The organism is Micrococcaceae bacterium Sec5.7 (genome assembly GCA_039636785.1).
GTDB lineage: Bacteria > Actinomycetota > Actinomycetes > Actinomycetales > Micrococcaceae > Arthrobacter.
Window position 1 is genome coordinate 3,254,803 of record CP144169.1, and the last position, 21,609, is coordinate 3,276,411.

Consider the following 21,609-nt stretch of genomic DNA (forward strand, 5'->3'; position numbering starts at 1 on the left):
GGGCCAGTTGCTGAAAGGAGACGGACAAAGTGGCAGTTTCACGGCGCCGTATTGATCTTGACGAGGGCCGGGCAGCGGTGGCGTTGTGGCTGGAAGCCGCCCCACCGGCGTCGGACGCTTCCGTTCCGCGAACAACCATAGCCACCGCGGTGCGCTTCACACTCGAGGAAGTCACGGCCCGCGCACCCGGCAACTCGGTGGAGGTGCGCGTTCCGCCTTTCGGCGTCACGCAGTGTGTCGAGGGGCCGCGCCACACACGCGGAACCCCGCCGAACGTCATAGAGTGCGACGCCGCCACCTGGCTTGCCATGGTGACCGGCCAGTTGAGCTGGGCGGACGCCGTAGCGGACGGCAAGGTGGCGGCCTCAGGTTTGCGCGCGGACCTCTCCGGGCTGCTCCCGCTGCAGTAACTGTATTAACTGCGGGGCTAGCGGACCGCAGCGATGGCCGTGGCTGTGGCCGGGTGACGGACCGAGTTCTGGAGTCTGGTGGACAGCGCGGCGACTATGGCCAGGACGAAGGCTGCCACCGCGATGAGCAAGGACATAATGGCCACAGTGCCGTAGCCGCTGACACCCGGATCCAGGAACGGGTACGGGTACCAGCCGACGATGGGGCCGCGGATCAGGCTGTAGACCAGGTACAGCAGCGGGAAGGCCAGCCACAGCAGCGACGTTCTGATGGAGATCTTCGACTTGGGAAGGTCCACCAGCCAGTCAATGACAATGATGGTTGGCACCGTGTAGTGCAGCACCACATTGATCCAGGGAATCGGCGTGTTGACGTCAATGTCGCTCAGCAGCAGGCTGTACGTGATGCCGGTGATGGTCATATACACCGTGGCCGCGCCGCGCAGCAGTTCAAGCCATCGTGGGCTCTCGCCCTTCAAGGTGAACCAGCCGGCCACGCCGAGCGTCACGAAAGCGATGATGTTGGACTCGATGGTGAAATAGCTGAAGTAGTTTCCGGCCTTGCCGCCATTCTGCATCAGATGCAGGAACTGGAACAGCACGGCTGCAAAACCAAGCAGCGCGAACCACAATCGGAAAAGTGCAAGTCCCCTGTTTGCCGTCATGAGCCGATCCTAGGGCAGGAAGGCACCGGGCGCGAGCAGCCACGGCGCACAAACAACTGCCGTTTCGATGGTTCCCCTTGCACTCGATGTTGGGCCACATCATGTGCGCGGGGAACCATCGAAACGGGTGAGGCGGGGTTACTCGTGGTTGATGGCCGCCGAGCTGCCCACGGTCTCGTGGCTGCCGGCCGGTACTGGGTCGCTTTGCCGGCGCCTGCTCATCTCGAACTCCGGGATCTCCTCCGGGGTGGGCCCGCCACGGAACTTGGGTGACGGCGCCTGGCCTTCACTGATCCGTTCGAGCTCCTGGTCCTCGAATTCGTCTTCCACCCATCATGATGGCGGAATCGTGGTTGGTGATTTCACCGTTGAACGCACGGACCATAACGCTGCGGTCAAAATGGCCTTCCCACTTCGAGACAACGAAGGTGGCCACGCAATTGCCGAGCAGGTTCACCACCACGCGCATGGAGTCCATAAGGCGGTCGGCGCCCAGAAGGAGGGCCACACCGGCCACCGGGAAGATACCGAGCGCCGCAGCGGTGGCGGAGAGCGCCAGGAACGAGGATCCGGGAACACCCGCCATTCCCTTGGATGTCAGCAGCAGGACACCCAGGGCGGCCAGCTGCTGGCCCAGGTCAAGGTGATGGCCGAAGGCCTGTGCCAGGAACAGCAGCGAGATCGAAAGGTAGATCGCGGCGCCGTCGAGGTTGAAGGAATATCCGGTGGGAACAACGAGCCCGGTGGTGGCGCGGGAGCAGCCGGCGTTGGTCAGCTTGGTCATGATGCGCGGCATTACGGCCTCAGTGGAGGCGGTGCCGAGGGCAAGCAGGAACTCTTCGCGGGTGTACTTCAGGAAGTGCCACAGCGGAACCCGGGCGAATCCCCAGGCCACCAGGAACAGCAGCCCAATGAACACAATGGCCGCGCCGTAGCGGGCGGCAATCAGCACGGCATATGTGCCCAGGGTGTCCAGGCCGTATTGGCCGATAATAAACGCCATGGCTCCGAAGGCACCGATGGGCGCAACCTTCATGATCCAGGACATGATCTTGAAGATCAGCTCGAGCACGGTTTCCATCAGGCTGATGACCGGCATGCAGCGCTTGCGGCCGATGACAACGATCGCCGCACCGAAGAAGACCGAGAAGAAGAGAACCTGAAGCAGGCTGTTGCTGGCGAAGGCTCCGATGACGCTGGTGGGGATGATGTCCAGGATGAAGGACGCGGCATCCTTGGGTGGCGTGGTGCCGGTCTTGGCTGTGAGCGCTTCCTGGGACAAGGTGCCGGGATCGATGTTGAGGCCGGCACCGGCTGGACCAGATTGCCCACGATCAGGCCAAAGACCAGGGCGAACATTGTTGCGCCGGTGAAGTAGAGAAGCGCTTTGACTCCTACCCTCCCGACCGCCTTGACGTCGCCTACCGCTGAGATTCCGGTGACAATCACCAGGAAGATCAGCGGCGCAATGATCATTTTAATGAGCTGGATAAAGCCATCGCCAAGCGGCCTCAGCTTTGAACCGAGGTCCGGCCAGAAATGTCCGATGAGGACACCTGCCACGACGGCGATCAGGATTTGGAAGAAGAGCGACTTGTACAGTGGCTTCGCAAAAAAGCGAAGGACGTCGGCCCGGTTGTCTTTTTCGTAGCCCGTTCCTGTTGCAGGATGAGGGTGGGCTGGCTTCCCGGCCCCGGAATCATTGCTGTCCCCAGCCGTCGATGATGCGGGGCGTTGTCACCGGGAACGGCACGTGCCGGAGAGACCGCCGTTCCCTCCTACTCGGAGGCGTCAGATGAAACCCCGACCAGGGTGTAGAAGGGTGTGGACCTCGCCCTGCTTTCCGGAGGAATATTTGACCGGACCAGGGAGGCCGACTCCAACGCACTCAGGTGGTACTGAGTGGCGCCCTTGGACGCCCTCAGGGCAGCGCTGATGTCAGAGGTCCTCCGCGGGCCGTGCCCCTCCAGGTAGGCCATGATTCGATCCCGGAGCGGATGGTTAGTCACGGTGTACGTCCCTCCCCATCTGTTGCAGCGGGGTGGGTCTTGTCGACAAACACCCTGTAGCCGCGGTCTTCGTCGAAGCCGTGGATCTCGCGGGTGTCCAGCGCTGCCATGAATTCGAGTGTGTGATTGGTGATGACCTGCCCTGGGACGAGGATAGGAAAGCCCGGCGGGTACGGTGTGACGAATCCGGCGGAGATGACCTCCTTGCCGGATTGGATTTTTTCGGCAAGTTCGTGCGCTGAAACGTACGTGGTCGAACCCGTTTTGTACGTCTCGAAGTAGGCTGCACGGATGTCCCCATCAGCGTTCAACGGGTTGCGCCGGAAGCGTGCTGCGAACATGCTGAAGTCCGGCAGCGGTGGCGGGCTGCCTACCCCGCCCGTCTGGACAGGCAGCTTGCCCTGTTGACGCGGTGACCCGCCGCCGTCCTTGAAGGATTCAGCCAGTTTCACAAGGACTTCTATCAGGTACGCGACCGCGCTGCGGGAAGTTCCGATGTTGGTCATAAACAGCACAGTATTCCTGGAGGTCTTGTTGACCTGGATGCCGTATTCGTCCATGAGGTAGGTGTGTCTGAACGTGTCGCCGTCGATTCCTGTCCTGCTGATGTCAAGGGTCAGCCGGCTGGGGTCCACCACGAACTCATCGCGCTGCCACGCCTCATCGAGCGCCGCCAAGCCTTCACGAAGCGGCATCGGCCGGTCCGTCTCCCGGTACAAGGACGGAACGAGGTCCCGTGAGGTCAGGACACGGAAGTATTTCTTGAGCAGCGGGTGCCGGGCCACGGCCTGGGCAACGCTGGTGGCCAGGTCCGCCTGTTTCTGGACGAGGCCGAAGCCTTCCAGCTCGACCTGGCGTCGCCCGATGTCCAGGGATGCGAGGATCTGGTAGTTCGGCGACGTCGAGGTGTGCGTCATGTAGGCCTCGCGGAATGTTTCCTGGTTCCACTCGCTGAAGTCCTGGTCGAAGACGTGGATCATGGATCCCTGGCGCAGCGAGGTCAGGGTCTTGTGCGTGGACTGGGTGGCGTAAACCCTCAGCCGGGCCTTTGCCGGGTCCGGGATGAGACGGGTCCTCAACCACATGTCGTCGTCGGCAGGTTCACCCGTTTCCGCATCATGGAGGGTTTCCAGCTGTTGGGCGTGTCTGGCCGCATATGCCGGGTCGCCGAATGACGCTTCCAGTTTCCTGGCTGCTGCCATGGCCGTCCTGCGCCGGTAGATGGGGTGCGAACGGGCAAAAGCAAACCATGCTTCATCCCAGAGGAAGACCAGATCGGGCTTGATGGCCAGGCATTCCTCCATAACACGCTCAACATCGTAGACAATGCCGTCGAAGGTGCAGTTGGTCAGCGTGATCATCTTGACTTCGTCCAGACGCCCGGCCCTCCTGTAGTCCAGCAGCATGCCCTTGATGCTGGCCAGCGGGACGGCACCGTAGAAGGCGTACTGATTCAGCGGGTAGGCATCCAGGTACGCGACCTGCGCTCCGGCGAGGACAAACGCATAGTGGTGTGATTTGTGGCAATTTCGGTCCACGAGGACTACATCCCCCGGGGCGAGGATGGACTGATGGACGATCTTGTTGGCCGTGGATGTCCCGTTCGTGACGAAAAAGGTTCTTTGCGCCCCAAATGCCCGGGCGGCCAAGTCCTGGGCTCTTTTGATCGATCCGTGCGGGGCCAGCAGCGAGTCCAGCCCGCCCGAGGTTGCGGAGGTCTCGGCCAGCAGAAGGTTCAGTCCGTAGAAATCGACCATGTCTTTGATCCAGGGCGAGTTGCCGACCGAGCCGCCACGGGAGATCGGCAAGGCATGGAAGACGCTTGCGGGCCGCCTGCTGTAGTCCTGCAGCGCTGTGAAGAACGGTGTTTCGTACCGCTCCGCGATACCTGACAGGAGTGAAAGGTGAAGGTCAAGATGGTCATGTCTCCGGAAGATCCTTCTGAACCGTTTCGTCAGTGATCCGGCAAGGTTTTCGATCGATACGCCAGCCACGAGATAGACATCAAGTTCGGGTCGGAGTCCGGAGATCTCTTCTGCCAGGCTGAGGATTCTGCCGAGCGGGCGCAGACCTGCCAGCTCGCTTCCGACGTGCCCGGCAAGGAACTTTCTCAGGTCCCTACCCAACGGCTGAGCGCTGTTGACGGTAAATCCTGGCCGGAGGATGCAGGCCTGGATGTCGGGATTCAGCAGGAGGGCCACCAGCGCATCCTCGTAACTCGGGACCACGTTGATCGCGTACACGAAAGCATCGGACGGCCGGCGTTGACGGTGCATATCCGCTTTCAGCATCTCTGCGTCATGGTCCGTGACGTCGTCGACAACCAGGACCTCGAACCGTGGCCGACCCGCCGGCCCTTGTGCTCCGTTGGCGTCTTCGTCTTCCGGCTCACGCGGATCCTGGGCGCTACCGGACTGATCTGATCCGGAGCCGGCAGCAGGCACGAGGTGAGTGAGACCGGCCACCAGATCCAGCCCTGCCCGATAGTCACCGGCGCGGACATACTCGTGCAACCGCGCGACGGTCGCGAGCCCTGGCGCAGCCCAATACAGTTCAATGGCCTGCAAGAGGCCAAGGGTCCGCCGGACCTGAGACTGGAGGCTGTCATAGGACGGTCCGCCGCGTTTGCTCATGGTCAGCTGTTTCAGCGCGTATCCGAGAAACTCCCAGGCGTCTGCGCGGGAGCGCCAGGCGCGGCTGGGTGTGCCGATTTCCCGGCTGAGAGGTTGGTAATTCATGTCGATTCCGTTTTCCATCAAGAGTCTTTTGCTGTCCTGACCGGGCATGGCCGGGACACAAATCGTGGCTCTCGGCGGCCAGCTGTTTCAGCTGCCCGCCGAGAGCGCGCCGGCAGGTTTGTTATCCCTGGCGACGCGACAACGTGTGAACGTTGTTTTACTGTGTCACCGTGCGCGCTGGGGAGTCAGCGCCGGGGCGTTCTGCGATGACCGGGGCTCCCCTGCGTCTGCGCTCAGGGGCTCTGCGGTTTCCAGAATCCGCTTCCGGCAGGCGAACCAGCCGAGGATGAGCACGGGGACGAGGATCAGCAGGGATGCCAGGACCCAGCGTCCTGTTTCTGAGAAGCCCATTGTCACCAGGACAAAGGCGAGGAAGCCGAGAGTGAGGTATGAGGTGTAGGGCGCTCCGAACAGGCGGAAAGAGGGTCGTTCAATCTGGCCGCGCCTGACCCATTTCTGGAGCTTGATGTGGCAGAGCATGATGGTTGCCCAGCCTCCGATGATTCCAACAGCGGACACTTCGAGCACAATCTCAAACACCTGGGACGGGACAAGGGCGTTCAGTCCGACGCCGAGAAGAGTGATGACCGCCGTCAGCAGGATCCCGCCATAGGGGACGCCGGATTTACTCATCTTCGCAGTGAACTGCGGTGCTGAACCATTGACCGCCATGGACCTCAGAATCCGGCCAGTGGAGTAAAGACCCGCATTCAGGCTCGACAGGGCCGCGGTGAGGACGACAAAATTCATTACCGATGCGGAGATTGCCCCGGCATGGGAATCTCCAAGGTGGGAAAAGAACGTGACAAAGGGCGATTCGCCGGATTTGTATGCCGTGAAAGGCAACAGCAGGGACAGCAGCAGTACCGAACCAATGTAGAAGACGGCAATCCGGAGGACCACAGTGTTGACAGCCTTGGGCATGACTTTCTCCGGATTGGCCGTTTCACCTGCTGCGGTGCCGACGAGTTCAATGGCGGCGTAGGCGAAGACGACACCGCTGATTGCCAGAAGAGGTGCCGCGGCACCTGTGGGGAAAGCCCCGCCGTTGTCCAGGATCACGCCCAGCCCAGGGACTCCGATGTCGGTTTTCCCGCCGAAGAGAATGAAGCACACGCCAACGATGAGGAAGGCAGCCAAAGCCGTCACCTTGATCAGTGCGAACCAGAACTCCATCTCTCCGAAGATCCTGACGGAGACCAGATTCAGTCCCAAGACAACAACAAGAGCGAGCAGAGCGATTAGCCATTGGGGGATGGTCTGGATCGGCGCCCAGAACTGGCCCCAGAACTTGACGTACAGCGCCACCGCGGTGACGTCCACGATCGAGGTCATGGCCCAGTTCAGGAAATACAGCCAGCCTGCGGTGTAGGCCATCTTCTCACCGTAGAACTCCCGGGCGTAGGAAACGAAAGAGCCTGACGACGGGCGGTGAAGGACCAGTTCGCCCAGGGCACGCAGGATCAGGAACGCAAAGAAGCCGCAGACGGCGTAAACGAGGATCAGCGACGGTCCGGAACCGTTCAGGCGTCCGCCGGCTCCCATAAACAGTCCGGTTCCGATCGCGCCGCCGATAGCGATCATTTGGATCTGCCGTGGTTTGAGGGTCTTGTGGTATCCCGCTTCTTCTCTCGAAAAATCCTGTACGGAGGCTGATCGGTCTCCCAGAAGCTCCCTGGTGTTTTCCAGGGCATCGGCGGGGTCAAGCCCTGCGGTTGGGGTTTTGGTGATCATGAACTTCCTAAAATTCGGTTGTGGATGCCCGCCAGGACCTGCATAACGGCATCAGCTACGGGCCGAGGAACCCGCGCAGCAGGCCTGAAATGCCTGTCCGCTGGCGGGCACCCTGCCCTGCGGCGACGTGGTACCCGCCATCCAGCACCCTGTTTCCGTGCTGGTATCCGGACAGCGCGTATGAGACGCTCCGGCAGGCGGTTCGGCCATGGACTATGTCAGGGAATACATCTCCCGGGCGGGCTCTTGCAGCTATCTGTTAATTTCACAATCCACCGATTACCACGGTGACGAGATCCGGGGGTGCCGGGTTCAGTGTGCCTATCACTCTTTGGGGTCTCCTTTGACTCCGGTACTTCTCAACGCGTTTGCATGCTCCAAGACTTGTCGACAGTCTGCCCTTGTGGATGACGCCTGGATGGCGCGTCCTGGGTGGCAGAGACCCAAAATAACTGTAGATCCCGGCCGGAGAGAATGAACTGTCCAGACAGCCAACTTCACGTGCAGGTGGTTGTGCTCGGATGACAACTTCAGTTCGGCGTAGGGCGAGTAATGTTCATGGCTATGAGCGCCCTCGCGCCTCACGAACGGGGTCGCGACTTCGCCGGTTCATGGCCACGCGCTGATTTCTGCTCCACCCTGAAATGCACGATTCCAGGGTCGGATGACCGAGCTCGATATTTTCTATTGTGAGAGGAAGCGAACACGGCGGTGAGACCTCAGAAAACAGATGAGGGCGTTGTCGGCACCATGCTCAGCGACATACTTGAAGACCTTGGTGTGGACAACGGTCAGCTTTTGCTCGCTCCCGCCCCGGATAACGAGAACGTCCGCGAAACAGTCATCGTCGACGCCGAGGACGACGGAAACGTCCAGCATGGAGCGCTCGTTTTGCTCATTGGTTCACGGGGCAGGGCGGCACTGCCGAAAGTTACCAGGCTGATACAGGACTTCCCTACTGCTATCGCGATCAAGGGGACCGAAGCCGAGCTGGAAGCCGTTCAAGAACTTCTTCGCCCGACAGGAATCGGCCTCATCGCTGTTGTACCCAGCATGCGCTGGGACCAGTTTGAGAGCATTGCGAAGGAGCGCATCGGTGAACCATCCACCGCCGCAGACGCATCCACGATCATTCATCGGGACCTTTTCACCATCGCCGAGACCACGGCGACGATGTCATCGAGGACACGGCCAACAGGGTTTTGGCATATTCGCCAGCGTCCAATGAAGTGGATGAGCTCCGCCGGCTCTCGATTTTGGCAAGGCGGGGCCCCGAACGGTACCAGAAGCTGCTGAAGGACTCCGGTGTCTATAAGCATCTGCGAGAGATTGAAGCCCCGATTCATATCGAGGCCAACCCGCAGGAGGGCTTGCGTGAGCGAGTCGCAATCGGCATCCACGCGGGTAGCCGGGTTCTCGGTTACATCTGGCTGCAGGAAGGGACGGAGCGCCTTGCGTCCAACACGGACAGGATCCTGGTGGGAGCGGCACGCTATGCAGCCACAGAGTTGGTAAGACACCGCAATGAGCAGTCCCAATCGTTGCGTCGGGACCGTGTCTCGAGCCTGCTCAGCGGTACGGCCCAGATCCACTCCCAGGCTCAGTCTGCGGGGATTGATCCGTCCAAGCCTGCCGCACTTGTGCTGATATCCAGCGGGGGCCTGGATCAATCGGCTCCCGGTCTGCAGCTGCGCCGGGGCGAGCTGGCCAACTTGGTGTCAATTCATGCAGCAGCATATCGACCCGGCTCCGTGGTGGGCGCCACGGGTCTGGACATTGCCATTATTCTGCCGGACCTCGACCCGGTGAAATCGCCGCCGGCCATAAACCGCCTGATCAATGTCATTGTCCGGGACGCCCGAACGCATCTTAATTTCCAGATCCAGGCGGCCATCGGACCGGTCGTGAGCCGGCTGGACCTCCTGCACACGACCCTTCAGCATGTGCGCAGTGTTTTGACGGTTATTGCAGCCACTCCTTCGTTGCATGTGGCCTCCTACAGCGATGTGGAGACCACCGTTCTGACCAATGAATTACTTGAGCTGCTTGAATCGAAGACACGCCTGCGGCATGAAGGCATCACGCAACTGTGCAGGCAATTCCCCGAATTTGCGACCACTCTGCTGACCTACCTTGACTTTTTCGGCGACGTAACCCGGTGTGGAGAAGTACTGGGTATCCACCGAAACACAGTCCACTACCGGCTCCGGCGGGCATGCGACGTCGCAGGAATCGACCTTCAGGACGGGGACCAACGGCTTCTGGCCCATCTACAGATCCGACTCTGGGCGCACTCGCAGGGACGCCAGTAGCCGCCACCTGCACTGACAGCCGAATCTGCAGTTCCCTCCTGACATTTGCATTTCCTGATCGCCATTGAACAGCGTTGTTCAACAGACGTTGACCGCCATACCAAGAAGCTGAGCCGCCACCCCATGGATATCCAAAATCTCCTCGACGACATTGTCGGTTCTGTCCAACCCCTCATCGGACAAGGTGCCGTGGCGGACTATATTCCGAGCCTGGGCTCTGTAAGAAGGGATCAATTCGGCATTTCCCTGGCAACAGGCACGGGGGACGTCTATTCATCTGGGGATGCGGACGTACCGTTCTCGATCCAGAGCATTTCCAAGGTCTTCGCTCTTGCGCTGGTGCTGGCCCGCGACGGTGACAGCATCTGGAAACGTGTATTCCGGGAGCCTTCCGGAAATCCCTTCAATTCACTGGTGCAGTTGGAACAGGAGGATGGAATTCCCCGTAACCCGTTCATCAACGCCGGCGCCATCGTCGTCACGGACAGGCTCCTGAGCATCTCGGCAAACTCTCCATCAGCTGTCCGCGAACTGCTCCGGAAGGAAAGCGGCAACGATTCCATCGATACTGATGCCGAAGTGGCCATTTCCGAGGCCCAGCATGGCCACCGCAACGCCTCGTTGGCACATTTTCTGGCCAGCTACGGCAATCTTGAAAATCCTGTGGACTCTGTCCTCGACGCCTACATTAACCAGTGTGCACTGGCCATGAGCTGCACCGATCTGGCCCTTGCCAGCAGGTTTCTGGCCACCAACGGACTGCGGAGTGACGGTACGCCCCTGTTGTCCCCGCCCCAGACCAAGAGAATCAATGCTGTGATGCTCACGTGCGGCACCTATGACGCCGCGGGCGAATTCGCTTACCGGGTGGGGCTCCCAGGGAAGAGCGGCGTAGGTGGCGGAATCGTTGCCGTGGTGCCCAACAATTGCACCATCTGCGTCTGGAGCCCGGGATTGGGACGTTCCGGCAACTCGCTCGCTGGTGTTGCTGCACTCGACGAATTCACGAGCCGCACAGGCTGGTCCATCTTCTAGCCGCGGCCGATAAAGGGCATGCCGGCGGCCGTCATCACCACAGAACCGACGCTGGCCGAAGCAGGCATTCCTGCCATCAGCAGCACCGCCCGTGCAGCATCGACCACCGGAAACGTTGGCTCAACGCGCCGGCTGCCGTCGGCCTGGAGCGCGCCGGAACCCGCGCCGATGGTGTCCATCAGCTCCGTGGCCGTGTTGCCGATATCGATCTGGCCGCACGTGATGCCGAACCCCCGGCCATCCAGCTCGATGCTCTTAGTCAGGCCCGTCATGGCGTGCTTGGTGACCGTGTACGCCACAGTCCGTGGGCGCGGGGAATGAGCCGCGATGGAACCGTTGTTGATGATCCGGCCGCCCTGCGGTGACTGGGCTTTCATGGCCCGGACCGCGGCGGCGGCACACAGCATGGATCCCGTCAGATTGACCGCCACCGTGGCGTTCCAGTCCTGGACACTGATCTCATCCACCGAAGCAGCCGGGCCGAACACCCCCGCATTATTGAACAGCACGTCCACTCGCCCCCAGCGCTGGAGCGCGGCGGTGAAGAGCCGTTCGACGTCGTCGGACCTGGTTACGTCGCACGGCACCGCAAGCGCGTCCGGGTGACCGTCCGCTGTTTCGAGCAGCTGCGCTTCGCGGCGGCCGGCAAGCGCCACCCGATATCCGTCCGTGAGCATCAGTCGGGCAACTGCCCGGCCGATGCCCGAACCGGCTCCGGTGACAACGGCCACCCTTCCGTGCGGTGGGGGTGTGGCCATGCGTTACTCCTTGGGGTTCATATGCGGCAGCTCAGCTCGCGGCGGGAACGTCCGCTGCCGCTATCGGCCAGCCTATGACGGTCTTGGGCCTCGGGGTGGCATAGGTCCGCACTTTGGAGGTGGACAACCCCAGCCGGACCAGTGATTCTGCGATGGTGACAGCAGCGGCAACGCCGTCAACAACAGGCACGCCGGCACGCAGTCGGATCTGTTCATCGAGCCCGGCCATGCCGCCGCAGCCCAGCACAATGACCTCGGCCTTGTCGTCCCGGACGGCCAGAAGCGCCTGCTCGATGATGGCCGCGACAGCCCGCTCTGGCTCTTCCTCGAGTTCCAGGACAGCCATGCCGCTGGCACGGACCGACGCACAGCGCGCGTCCAGTCCCGCCAGCTTCAGCCGGTCCTCGATCAGCGGGACGGCGCGGTCAAGGGTAGTGATCACGGAGTACTTATGGCCCAGGAACATGGCGGTGCTCGCGGCTGCCTCGGTGATGTCCACCACCGGAACGTCCAGCAGCTCCTGCAGCCCTTCGCGGCCGTGCTCGCCGTAACCGGCCTGGATGACTGCATCGAACGGCTCCGGGTAGGACATGACCTTGTCCATTACGGCGATCGCGGCGAGGTAGCTTTCGAAGTTTCCCTCGCAGGAATCGGCGCCGAAGCGGGGAGTGAGTCCAATGATCTCCGTGCCTGGCGCCGCTACGCTGCGGGCCGAGGCGGCGATGGAATCGGTCATGGACTGGGTGGTGTTCACATTGGCGACAAGAATGCGCATGGTCGTTGACTCCTTTTTGGCCGGGCCGGGTCAGTGGGTGCTGGCGATGGCGATGGCCTCGCCGTCGACGTCGTCGAAGTGCTGCTTGCGGTCCGCGACCACAAAATAGATCACTGCCGCGATGCCGGCTGCGAAGAACCAGGCGAACGGAGCGGCTGCCTCGAAGGCCGGCACAAAGGCAATGAGCAGCGCGACGGCCGCGGCCGGTATCAGTGCCGTGATCGCCTTGGGATTGACGCCCTTCCTGTAGAAATAAGCCCCGGACGGATCGTCCGTGTAGAGCTCCGGCACGTTGACCTTGCCGCGGCGAAGCAGCCAGTAATCGGCCATAACGATGCCGAACAGGGGTCCAAGCAGTGCGCCCAACCCGCCGAGGAAGTACACAATGACGAGCGGGTTGTTGTAGAGGTTCCACGGCAGGATCACCAGGCCGATGGTGCCGCTGACCCAGGCAGCCTTGCGGAAGTTCAGGTGCTTGGGGAAAAGGTTCGTCAGGGCATAGACGGGGGCGACGAAGTTGGCCATCAGGTTCACGGCGATGGTCAGGATCAACAGTGCCAGGCAGGCCAGCACCAGGAACAGCGTGTTCGGAATGGTCTGGACAATGTCCGAGGGGCTCTGGATGATCTTGCCGCTGATCTTGAACTGGCCGCCTGCCATGACCACAACGATGGCGCCGAAGACGAGCATGTTGATGGGGATGCCCCAGAAGTTGCCGCGGACCACGGACTTCTTGGAAGCCGCTGAGCGGGTGAAGTCGCAGAAGTTCAGGACGAAGGTTCCGTAGATGGAGACCCACAGGGCGCCGCCGGCAAAGATGGTCCGCCACATGTCGCCGCCCTCAAGGGCATTATTGGATGACCACGCAATGGAGCCGCCGGCTTCTGCGAAAATCCAGATGGCGATCGTAGCCATAGTCACCAGAATGATGGGTCCGGCGAATGCCTCGTACTTACGGATCATTTCCATGCCGAAGCTGACGATCACCAGCTGGATGATCCACAGCACCACAAACGCTAACCAGCCCAGCGTGGAGAGGCCCAGGATGGAATTGCTGTCCAGCTCCTTGAGCGAGGGAACCATGGCAACGAGCATCACCCGGAGGACCACCGATGCAAGGTAGGTCTGGATTCCGAACCAGGCCACGGCTACAGCACCGCGAAGGAGGCTGGCGATCTGGGCGCCGCGGATACCGAAGCTGATACGGCTCATGACCGGGAACGGAACGCCGGTCTTGACACCCATAAAGCCGGAAAAGTTCAGGAGGGTGAACAACAGCACGGCTCCGATGCCCAGGGCGAGGAGAATCTGCCAGCCTCCCAAGCCAAGGGCGAACAGGCCGATGGCGAAGGCATAGTTACCGAGGCTGTGGACGTCGTTGGCCCAAAGGGTGAAGATGCTGTAGCCCGTCCACCGGCGCCCTTCACGTTTGGTGGGGGCAAGATCGATGTTGTAGAGGCTTGGGCTGATGGTGAGGTCTGAGACGGCGGTGGCTGAATCACAAAGTGCGTCCACACCCACAGAAGGATGGGTGGAAGTGCCTGACAGCGTTGTCAGTTCGGGATCCGTTTCGACGCCGACTGATGAAGTCGTCTGCATCTGGTTCTCCAGTTCTTGAAGATTCCACAATAGTTTCCGTATCGCGGAATCTAGATTTTGAATAGTGGAACTACTGTATGACCCAGCTCACGTTGCGGTCAAGGGTGCCGGGTTACGGGCAGTCACAATCGATCAATTACTCCCCTGAGGGTGATCGCCTGGAGGCGGCCGCCTGCCCGTCTTGACGCTCCCCAGCTGGCTAGCTAATCTCGAATGGCAAGAATGTTTTCTCACAATATGAAAACAACTGGCCCATGCATTCAAAGATGAAACGAGGCTGACGTGGCTGCAGGAGAAGATACCTCCCATATCCTCAGCGGGTTGACTAACCAGCTGCCTGATCGTGATCCGGAAGAGACCGCCGAGTGGGTTGAGTCCCTGGACACGCTGATCAGGGAACAGGGCACCGAGCGTGCCCAATACATCATGCGCAGTCTCCTGCAGCGTGCGGGCGCCCAGAGCGTCGGAGTCCCGATGGTCACCACCACGGACTATGTGAACACCATCCCGGCGGACCAGGAAGCCGAATTCCCCGGCAACGAGGAGTTCGAGCGCCGTTACCGGGCGTATATGCGCTGGAACGCGGCCGTGATGGTGCACCGTTCACAGCGCCCGAACATCGGGGTGGGCGGGCATATTTCCACGTATGCCGGTGCCGCGACCCTGTATGAGGTCGGTTTCAACCACTTCTTCCGCGGCAAGGACCATGCCGGCGGCGGGGACCAGGTCTTCTTCCAGGGCCACGCTTCCCCCGGCATGTACGCCCGCGCGTTCATGGAAGGGCGCCTCAGCGAGGAGGACCTGGACGGGTTCCGGCAGGAGAAATCCCGTGAGGGCCATGCGCTGTCCTCGTACCCGCACCCGCGGCTGATGCCGGAGTTCTGGGAGTTCCCCACCGTCTCCATGGGCATCGGCCCGATGAACGCGATCTACCAGGCGCAGTCCAACCGCTACCTGCACAACCGCGGCCTCAAGGACACCGCGGACCAGCAGGTCTGGGCGTTCCTGGGCGACGGCGAAATGGACGAGCCCGAGTCCCGCGGCCTGCTCCAGCTCGCCGCGAACGAGAACCTGGACAACCTGAATTTCGTCATCAACTGCAACCTCCAGCGCCTGGACGGACCCGTCCGCGGCAACGGCAAGATCATGCAGGAACTCGAGGCGTTCTTCCGCGGTGCGGGCTGGAACGTCATCAAGGTCGTCTGGGGCCGGGAATGGGATGAGCTCCTCGCCAAGGACCCCGACGGGTCCCTGGTGCAGATCATGAACGAAACCCTCGACGGCGACTACCAGACGTACAAGGCCGAATCCGGCGGGTTCGTCCGCGAACACTTCTTCGGCAAGACCCCGCAGACCAAAGAGATGGTCGCGGACCTCTCCGATGACGAGATCTGGCAGCTCAAACGCGGCGGCCACGACTACCGCAAGGTCTACGCCGCGTACAAGGCCGCCACCGAATTCACCGGCAAACCCACCGTCATTCTCACCAAAACCGTCAAGGGCTACGGACTCGGACCCCACTTCGAAGGCCGCAACGCCACCCACCAGATGAAAAAACTCACCCTGGAGGACCTCAAGGACTTCAGGGACCACCTGCGCATCCCTGTCACGGATGAACAGCTCGAGGCAGATCCGTACCAGCCGCCGTACTTCCACCCGGGCACGGATGCTCCGGAAATCCAGTACATGATGGAACGCCGCGCCGCACTGGGCGGGGCTGTGCCGGAACGCCGCTCCAACCACGCCCCCATCACCTTGCCCGAGGCCAAAACCTACGACGTCGCCAAACGCGGGACCGGCAAGCAGCAGGCAGCCACCACCATGGCGTTCGTCCGGCTCCTCAAGGACCTGATGCGGGACAAGGAGTTCGGCCACCGGATCGTGCCGATCATCCCGGATGAGGCCCGCACCTTCGGGATGGACGCATTCTTCCCCACAGCGAAGATCTACAACCCCAAGGGCCAGAACTACCTCTCCGTGGACCGGGACCTGGTCCTGGCCTACAAGGAATCCGCGCAGGGCCAGCTCATCCACCCGGGCATCAACGAAGCCGGCGCCGTGGCAGCCTTCACCGCCGCCGGCACCGCCTACGCCACCCACGGCGTACCGCTCATCCCGGTCTACGTGTTCTACTCCATGTTCGGCTTCCAGCGCACCGGCGACGCCTTCTGGGCCGCCGGGGACCAGATGACCCGCGGCTTCATCATCGGCGCCACCGCAGGACGGACCACCCTCACCGGCGAAGGACTCCAGCACGCCGACGGCCACTCCCCCCTGCTCGCCTCCACGAACCCGGCAGTGGTCACCTACGACCCCGCCTACGGGTACGAAATGGGCCACATCATGCGCGACGGCATCGAACGCATGTACGGCCCGGACTCCGCGGACCGGAACCTGATGTACTACATCACCGTGTACAACGAGCCCATCAGCCAGCCCGCCGAGCCTGAGGACCTCGACGTCGAGGGCGTCCTCAAGGGCATCTATCTTCTGGCACCAGCGAAGATCGACGGCCCCCGCACGCAGATCCTGGCGTCCGGTGTCTCGGTTCCCTGGGCCCTGGAAGCCCAGCGGATCCTGGCCGAGGACTGGGGTGTCTCCGCAGACGTCTGGTCCGTCACGTCCTGGAACGAACTCCGCCGGGACGGCCTCGCCGCGGAAGAGGAAGCGTTCCTGAACCCCGGGCAGCCCGCCAGGGTCCCGTTTGTGGCCCGGCAGCTGGCGGATTCGGCGGGCCCCATTGTGGCCGTCTCGGACTACATGAAGGCCGTCCCGGACCAGATCCGCCAGTTCCTGCCGCACCAGTTCGCGTCGCTCGGTGCAGACGGCTTTGGCTTCTCCGACACCCGCGCCGCGGCCCGCCGCTTCTTCAAGAACGACATCCACTCGATCGTGGTGAAGACGCTGCAGCTGCTCGCCTCGAGAGGAGAGGTGGACGGCGGCGTGCCCTCCTACGCGATGGACCGCTACAAGCTCCTGGACGTCAACGCCGGCACCACGGGAGGAGCGGGCGGGGACTCCTAATCCCGCAGCCAGTTCCAGCGACCGCGACGGCGGCCCCCACCGAAAGGCAGGGGCCGCCGTCGTGCTGTGTGGACCGTGCGGGGACGTGCATCAGGTTGAAGGGAATGGCGTGGACCTGTGGTCTACGACGAGCCCTGTCGCTGCATTTTCCCGCACCGCGGTAATCCCGGCCACTACCGCCTTGATGTTCGGGAACCGGGGTGACACTGCCACCGTGGTTCCGTCGTCTGCCTTAAGGTGAAACCGGAACGATCCCGTTCCGTCGCTCAGAACCTCGAATGTACCAGCCATGGGACCTGCTTTCCGCTGATGGCGCACCTTTGCACCACAGCTGATGACCCCCGGTTTCCATCATTTCCATAAGACATTACCGGCCAAACCGACCGCTCAAAAGATCTACCAACCGGTAGCTTGTCCGGCCCGTATGTGACCGGAACCGGCACGACCTTAAGGTGTGAACATGACAGTTACCGCTGCCCACGGCAGAGCCAGCGCCGTCCTGCTGGCTGCCGGCGCGGGCACCCGCCTGGGGCTCGGGCCGAAGGCGCTGCTGCCCTTCCGCAACCGGACGTTGGTGGAGGTACTTGCGGAAGTACTGCTCGACGGCGGCTGCCGCGAGGTGGTGATTGTGCTCGGTGCGGAAGCGGCCAAGGTCCGCAATACCACCGATCTCCGGCGGTTCGCCGTGGTGGAAAACCCGGATTGGGCCGCGGGTATGGGAGGCTCGTTCAAAATGGGCATCGCCGCGGCTGCGCCCGGAGACCACGTCCTGGTGGCGCTCGTGGACCAGCCGGCGCTCACTCCGGAAACCGTGGCCAGGCTCCTGGAGCGTCACAGACCCAGCCGTGTCACCGCAGCCGCCTACCGGGACACCAGCGGGAATCTCAAGCGCGGTCACCCGCTCCTGCTGGACGCCACGCTGCGGGCGCAGGCGGCGGAATCAGCGTCGGGAGACGCCGGTGCCCGCAGTTTCCTGCAGTCCCACCCCGGGTTGATTGACTTGGTGGACTGCAGTGACCTTACCGCGGGCGAGGACATCGACACCCCGGACCAACTGCACCTGCTGGAGGACCCCTGTGGATACTGAACCAGGGCGTGCCATCATGGATTGTGACTCGTCGGCTGGTGTACCTCATCGGAGGGATACTCATGTGCGCAGTGCTGGCGGGTTGCTCAACTCCTGGCGTGTGCCCAGACATTGGCTCGGCCAACTCTGTCAAAGTCAATCTGACAGGGCGGCCGACAACGTCAGCATCGTGGAGTTGTGCGCTGAGGATGTGTGCTCAGTCCCCTCGCCAAAGCGGGCTCCGTCCGAGCTTCGCACAATAGTTGCATCGATCAACCCTGAAGGATTCGCGACGAGCCCCCAGACTTCCAAGGCTGCAGGAATGCCCTATTTCGCTTCCCAAGTCAACGATCGCTCCTGGGTCATCAGCACGGTTATGGCTTCCCCCACGAGGGTGACCGTGCGCGCACGGTCTGCGGTGGGGCGGGTTCTGGCGGAGCGGGACGTTACTCTCCAATGGATCAGAGTGGGCGGAAGCCAGCAGTGTGGAGTCCCCTCCGAGGCAGAGCCGGTTGAGCTCAACATACGGCCGACGGGCTAGTGTCCCTCGCCCACCTTCTGAATAGTTGTTTGCCCAGCTACCCTTGGTCCACCGACGAATCGCCAATTATGGCCGCTTAGAGGCGCCCGTTTCCGGCCGAAACTGGCAAACCGGCGACGGCGGCGAGCCCGGCCTCTTTCAGCCCAAGGTAGATCTTGTCCCGTGCGATGGGCAGCTCGGCGAACCTCACACCGGTGGCGTTCCGGATGGCGTTGGCCAGTGCCGGCGCCACCGGGTTGAACGGGCTTTCGCTCATCGATTTTGCACCCAGCGGCCCCAATGAGTCTTTCGTTGACGCGAAGTACACCTCGCTGCGCGGAACGTCCGCAAAGGAGGGGATGTGGTACTGCCGCAGAATGTCCGTAGTGACCCGGCCGGCGTCGTCCACAACAACCTCCTCATACAGCGCGGCACCCAGCGCCTGGGCAATCCCGCCCTCGATCTGCCCGCGGCACTGCCGCGGATTCACCACCACGCCGGCGTCCGCCGCCTGCACGCTCTGCAGAATCCGCAGCTCCCCCGTGCCGGTGTTCACGGCGACGCGGAAGCCGTGGACGTTGAACGCGACCGATCGCGGCGTGCCGCCCCAGCGCCCTTCACTGGCGAGTTCGACGCCGGCCTGGCTGGCGGCGTCGTAAATTTCCGTGAGCGGCACCCGGGTTCCCTCGCAGACCACGGCGTCCTCCTCGAGGACGCAACCGGAGGCCTCCACCTGGTGGATTCCCGCCGCGAACCCGCGGATCCGCACCGCAAGGTCCTCGGCCGCCGCCAGCGTAGCTTTGCCGGCCACCACCGTGCCGGCCGAGCCGAAGGCACCGGTGTCATGCTCAATCAGGTCTGTGTCGGACTGCCGGACGGCAACACGCCCCGCGGTAGTGGAAAGCGCCGTCGCCGCGAGCTGGGCGTGCACTGTGGTGGTGCCGTTGCCGAATTCGGCTGTCCCGACGTCGGCCGCGTACGTGCCGTCCGGCAGGAGCCGGAGCTTCGAATGGGCAAAGTGACCGCGCGGCGGGACGGTGTCGATCATGGAAAGCGCGGATCCCTCCCCGGCGACCCAGTCCGGACCAAGATCATCCAGCCCGGCGGCGCGGTAGCGTTCACGGCCCCGCTCGAGCGCATCTGCAACGAGCCGCATGCACTGGTCCAGCCCGTAGCTGCCTTGGAGCACATCCTCCTCAGGCTCCGGGTGCGTGGACAGCATGTCATCGCCCTCGCGCACCATGTTGCGGCGGCGGAACTCCAGGGGATCCATCCCGATTCCGGTGGCCAGCTCATCGATGGCTGACTCGATGGCAAAGATCATCTGGCTCAGCCCGTAGCCGCGGAAAGCCCCCGACGGCACCGTGTTGGTATAGACGGCCTGGGCATCCACCTTCTTGTTGGCGCACTTGTACACACCCAGGGATTCGCCGCAGCCATGGAACATCACACCGGGCGCGTGGTTTCCGTAGGCACCGGTGTTGGTGAGAACGTCCAGCTGCAGCGCGGTCAACCGGCCGTCGCAGCTGGCACCCGCCTTGAGCTGGATGGTGAACGGATGCCGTGTAGTGCTGGCCGTGAACTGTTCGGTCCGGGTAAACTCCAGCTGCACCGGACGCCGCAGTTTCATCGCGGCAAGCGCCACGATGTCCTCGGCAAGCACCTCCTGTTTGCCGCCGAAGCCGCCGCCAACCCGGCCTGCCACCACGTGCACCCGGTCCTTGGGCATCCCAAAGACCCGGCATAGCGTCCGGCGGACCAGGAACGGAACCTGGCTGGACGTGCGGATCTGGAGCCGGCCGTCGTCGTCAATTGAGGCGATGGCCGCATGCGTCTCCAAAGCCACATGCTGCACACGCTGGGTGCGGTACGTCTGCTCATGGATGAAGTCGGATTCGGCGAAGCCGGCGGCCACATTGCCCAGCTCGGAATGCAGCTCCGCCACAACGTTCTGTTCCGGGCGGGCAAGCCGGGCCAAAACGGCATCTTTGTCCCCGTGAAGGGCGGGAGCTCCGGGACGGATGGCGTCCTGCGGAGTGAACACGGCATCCAGCGCTTCGTACTGAACAACAAGGGCGCGGACGCCGGCTTCCGCTGCGCTCACCGATTCGGCGACGACGGCGGCAACCCGCTGCCCGATGAACCTCACCACATCGTCCAGCACCCGGGTATCGTCCGGATCGTCGGTGTAGAGCTCATGCTGGGCAGTGGAAAACAGCTGCGCAGGTGCGTCCTCGTGGGTGAAGACCGCCACCACGCCGGGAACCCGCAGAGCAGCCGCCGGATCGATGGCGACCACCCGGGCATGGGCGTGCGGTGAGCGCAGCAGCTTCAGGTGCAGCAGCCCAGTGAGCTGATCTTCAGGAACATCCAGCGTGTAGCGCGCCTGACCGGTGACAATCGCCCGGCCGGCCGGGGCCGGGACGTCGTCGCCCAGCTGACCCGGCCGCGGTTCCGGCCGCGGATCGGGCTGCCCGTCGCCGGTGATTCCGGAGCCCGGGCCGGCCGGTGCAGGGTGGCTGGAATCACCCTGCGCTGCGTGCCCGCACACCGCGTCCTCGATGGCCCGGTAACCGGTGCAGCGGCAGAGATTGCCCTTGAGGTTGCGGGCCAGGTCTTCCTTCTGCGAATCGTCGAAGGTGGCAGCGGTCATCAGCATGCCGGCAGTGCAGAAACCGCACTGAAAACCCTGGCGGTCGAGGAACTGCTGCTGCATCGGGTGGAGCGTTCCGCCGTCGGCCAGTCCTTCAACGGTGGTGACGGCGTGGCCTTCGGCGCGAACCGCCGGGTAGATGCAGCTGTGCACCGGAGTGCCGTCCACGTGCACCGTGCAGGCACCGCAGTCGCCGCCGTCGCAGCCCTTTTTGACGCCGAAGTTGCCCTGTTCGCGCAGGAACGTGCGCAGGCATTGCCCCGGACGTGGTTTGGCCTCGGTGGTGGTGCCGTTGATGTCGATGGCCATGC

At 62.7% G+C, this 21,609-nt stretch carries 15 protein-coding genes and 1 pseudogene; 6 read left to right on the forward strand and 10 right to left on the reverse strand.

Annotated features, from left to right (window positions below; all coding sequences use genetic code 11):
- Window positions 1–29 precede the first annotated feature (29 nt).
- Window positions 30–410 (forward strand): sterol carrier family protein, encoded by a 381-nt coding sequence (locus tag V3C33_15530; GenBank protein ID XAS66870.1) that lies wholly within the window; start codon window positions 30–32, stop codon window positions 408–410.
- A 17-nt stretch (window positions 411–427) separates the two neighbouring features.
- On the opposite strand, the gene V3C33_15535 is transcribed toward V3C33_15530, so the two are convergent.
- From V3C33_15535 to V3C33_15555, 5 genes and pseudogenes are all read right to left on the reverse strand, one after another.
- Window positions 428–1,075: a Pr6Pr family membrane protein gene (locus tag V3C33_15535; protein ID XAS66871.1), complete on the reverse strand. Its 648-nt coding sequence runs from the start codon at window positions 1,073–1,075 to the stop codon at window positions 428–430.
- A gap of 138 nt (window positions 1,076–1,213) precedes the next feature.
- A pseudogene (locus tag V3C33_15540) lies at window positions 1,214–2,677 on the reverse strand (cation:dicarboxylase symporter family transporter).
- Window positions 2,678–2,853: 176 nt separating this feature from the next.
- Window positions 2,854–3,084, reverse strand: a complete 231-nt coding sequence (locus tag V3C33_15545) for an ArsR family transcriptional regulator (protein ID XAS66872.1) — start codon at window positions 3,082–3,084, stop codon at window positions 2,854–2,856.
- A complete protein-coding gene (locus V3C33_15550; protein XAS66873.1) occupies window positions 3,081–5,822 on the reverse strand; it encodes an ornithine decarboxylase in 2,742 nt (913 codons plus the stop codon). The genes V3C33_15545 and V3C33_15550 overlap by 4 nt, the downstream gene beginning before the upstream one ends.
- 165 nt (window positions 5,823–5,987) lie before the next feature.
- Window positions 5,988–7,556 carry an amino acid permease gene (locus V3C33_15555; protein XAS66874.1) on the reverse strand — a complete coding sequence of 523 codons (1,569 nt, stop codon included), beginning with the start codon at window positions 7,554–7,556 and terminating at the stop codon, window positions 5,988–5,990.
- Between the two features lie 711 nt (window positions 7,557–8,267).
- Between V3C33_15555 and V3C33_15560 the strand changes: the two genes are divergently transcribed.
- From V3C33_15560 to V3C33_15570, 3 genes are all read left to right on the forward strand, one after another.
- On the forward strand, window positions 8,268–8,852 hold the full coding sequence (locus V3C33_15560) for a hypothetical protein (protein ID XAS66875.1): 585 nt from the start codon (window positions 8,268–8,270) through the stop codon (window positions 8,850–8,852).
- Window positions 8,853–8,926: 74 nt separating this feature from the next.
- Complete coding sequence (locus V3C33_15565; GenBank protein ID XAS66876.1) at window positions 8,927–9,868, forward strand: helix-turn-helix domain-containing protein; 942 nt, start codon at window positions 8,927–8,929, stop codon at window positions 9,866–9,868.
- Between the two features lie 123 nt (window positions 9,869–9,991).
- Window positions 9,992–10,903 carry a glutaminase gene (locus V3C33_15570; GenBank protein ID XAS66877.1) on the forward strand — a complete coding sequence of 304 codons (912 nt, stop codon included), beginning with the start codon at window positions 9,992–9,994 and terminating at the stop codon, window positions 10,901–10,903.
- Here V3C33_15570 and V3C33_15575 read toward each other — a convergent pair.
- Genes V3C33_15575 through V3C33_15585 form a run of 3 tightly spaced genes read right to left on the reverse strand, consistent with a single transcriptional unit; the run spans window position 10,900 to window position 14,035 of the window.
- Entirely contained in the window at window positions 10,900–11,661 is a 762-nt protein-coding gene (locus V3C33_15575) for an SDR family oxidoreductase (GenBank protein XAS66878.1), read from the reverse strand. The two genes, V3C33_15570 and V3C33_15575, sit on opposite strands and share 4 nt — an antisense overlap.
- A gap of 31 nt (window positions 11,662–11,692) precedes the next feature.
- The gene (locus tag V3C33_15580) at window positions 11,693–12,436 is read right to left on the reverse strand and encodes an aspartate/glutamate racemase family protein (GenBank protein ID XAS66879.1); all 744 of its coding nucleotides are present in this window, start codon (window positions 12,434–12,436) and stop codon (window positions 11,693–11,695) included.
- 30 nt (window positions 12,437–12,466) lie between these two features.
- Entirely contained in the window at window positions 12,467–14,035 is a 1,569-nt protein-coding gene (locus tag V3C33_15585; GenBank protein ID XAS66880.1) for an NCS1 family nucleobase:cation symporter-1, read from the reverse strand.
- Window positions 14,036–14,317: 282 nt separating this feature from the next.
- On the opposite strand from V3C33_15585, the gene aceE reads away from it, so the two are divergent.
- Window positions 14,318–17,059 carry a pyruvate dehydrogenase (acetyl-transferring), homodimeric type gene (gene aceE / locus V3C33_15590; protein ID XAS66881.1) on the forward strand — a complete coding sequence of 914 codons (2,742 nt, stop codon included), beginning with the start codon at window positions 14,318–14,320 and terminating at the stop codon, window positions 17,057–17,059.
- A 90-nt stretch (window positions 17,060–17,149) separates the two neighbouring features.
- On the opposite strand, the gene V3C33_15595 is transcribed toward aceE, so the two are convergent.
- Complete coding sequence (locus V3C33_15595; protein ID XAS66882.1) at window positions 17,150–17,350, reverse strand: YegP family protein; 201 nt, start codon at window positions 17,348–17,350, stop codon at window positions 17,150–17,152.
- 169 nt (window positions 17,351–17,519) lie between these two features.
- Between V3C33_15595 and V3C33_15600 the strand changes: the two genes are divergently transcribed.
- A complete protein-coding gene (locus V3C33_15600; protein XAS66883.1) occupies window positions 17,520–18,146 on the forward strand; it encodes a nucleotidyltransferase family protein in 627 nt (208 codons plus the stop codon).
- A 596-nt stretch (window positions 18,147–18,742) separates the two neighbouring features.
- Here the strand turns inward: V3C33_15600 and V3C33_15605 are convergent.
- Window positions 18,743–21,607 carry a molybdopterin cofactor-binding domain-containing protein gene (locus V3C33_15605; protein ID XAS66884.1) on the reverse strand — a complete coding sequence of 955 codons (2,865 nt, stop codon included), beginning with the start codon at window positions 21,605–21,607 and terminating at the stop codon, window positions 18,743–18,745.
- Window positions 21,608–21,609 lie beyond the last annotated feature (2 nt).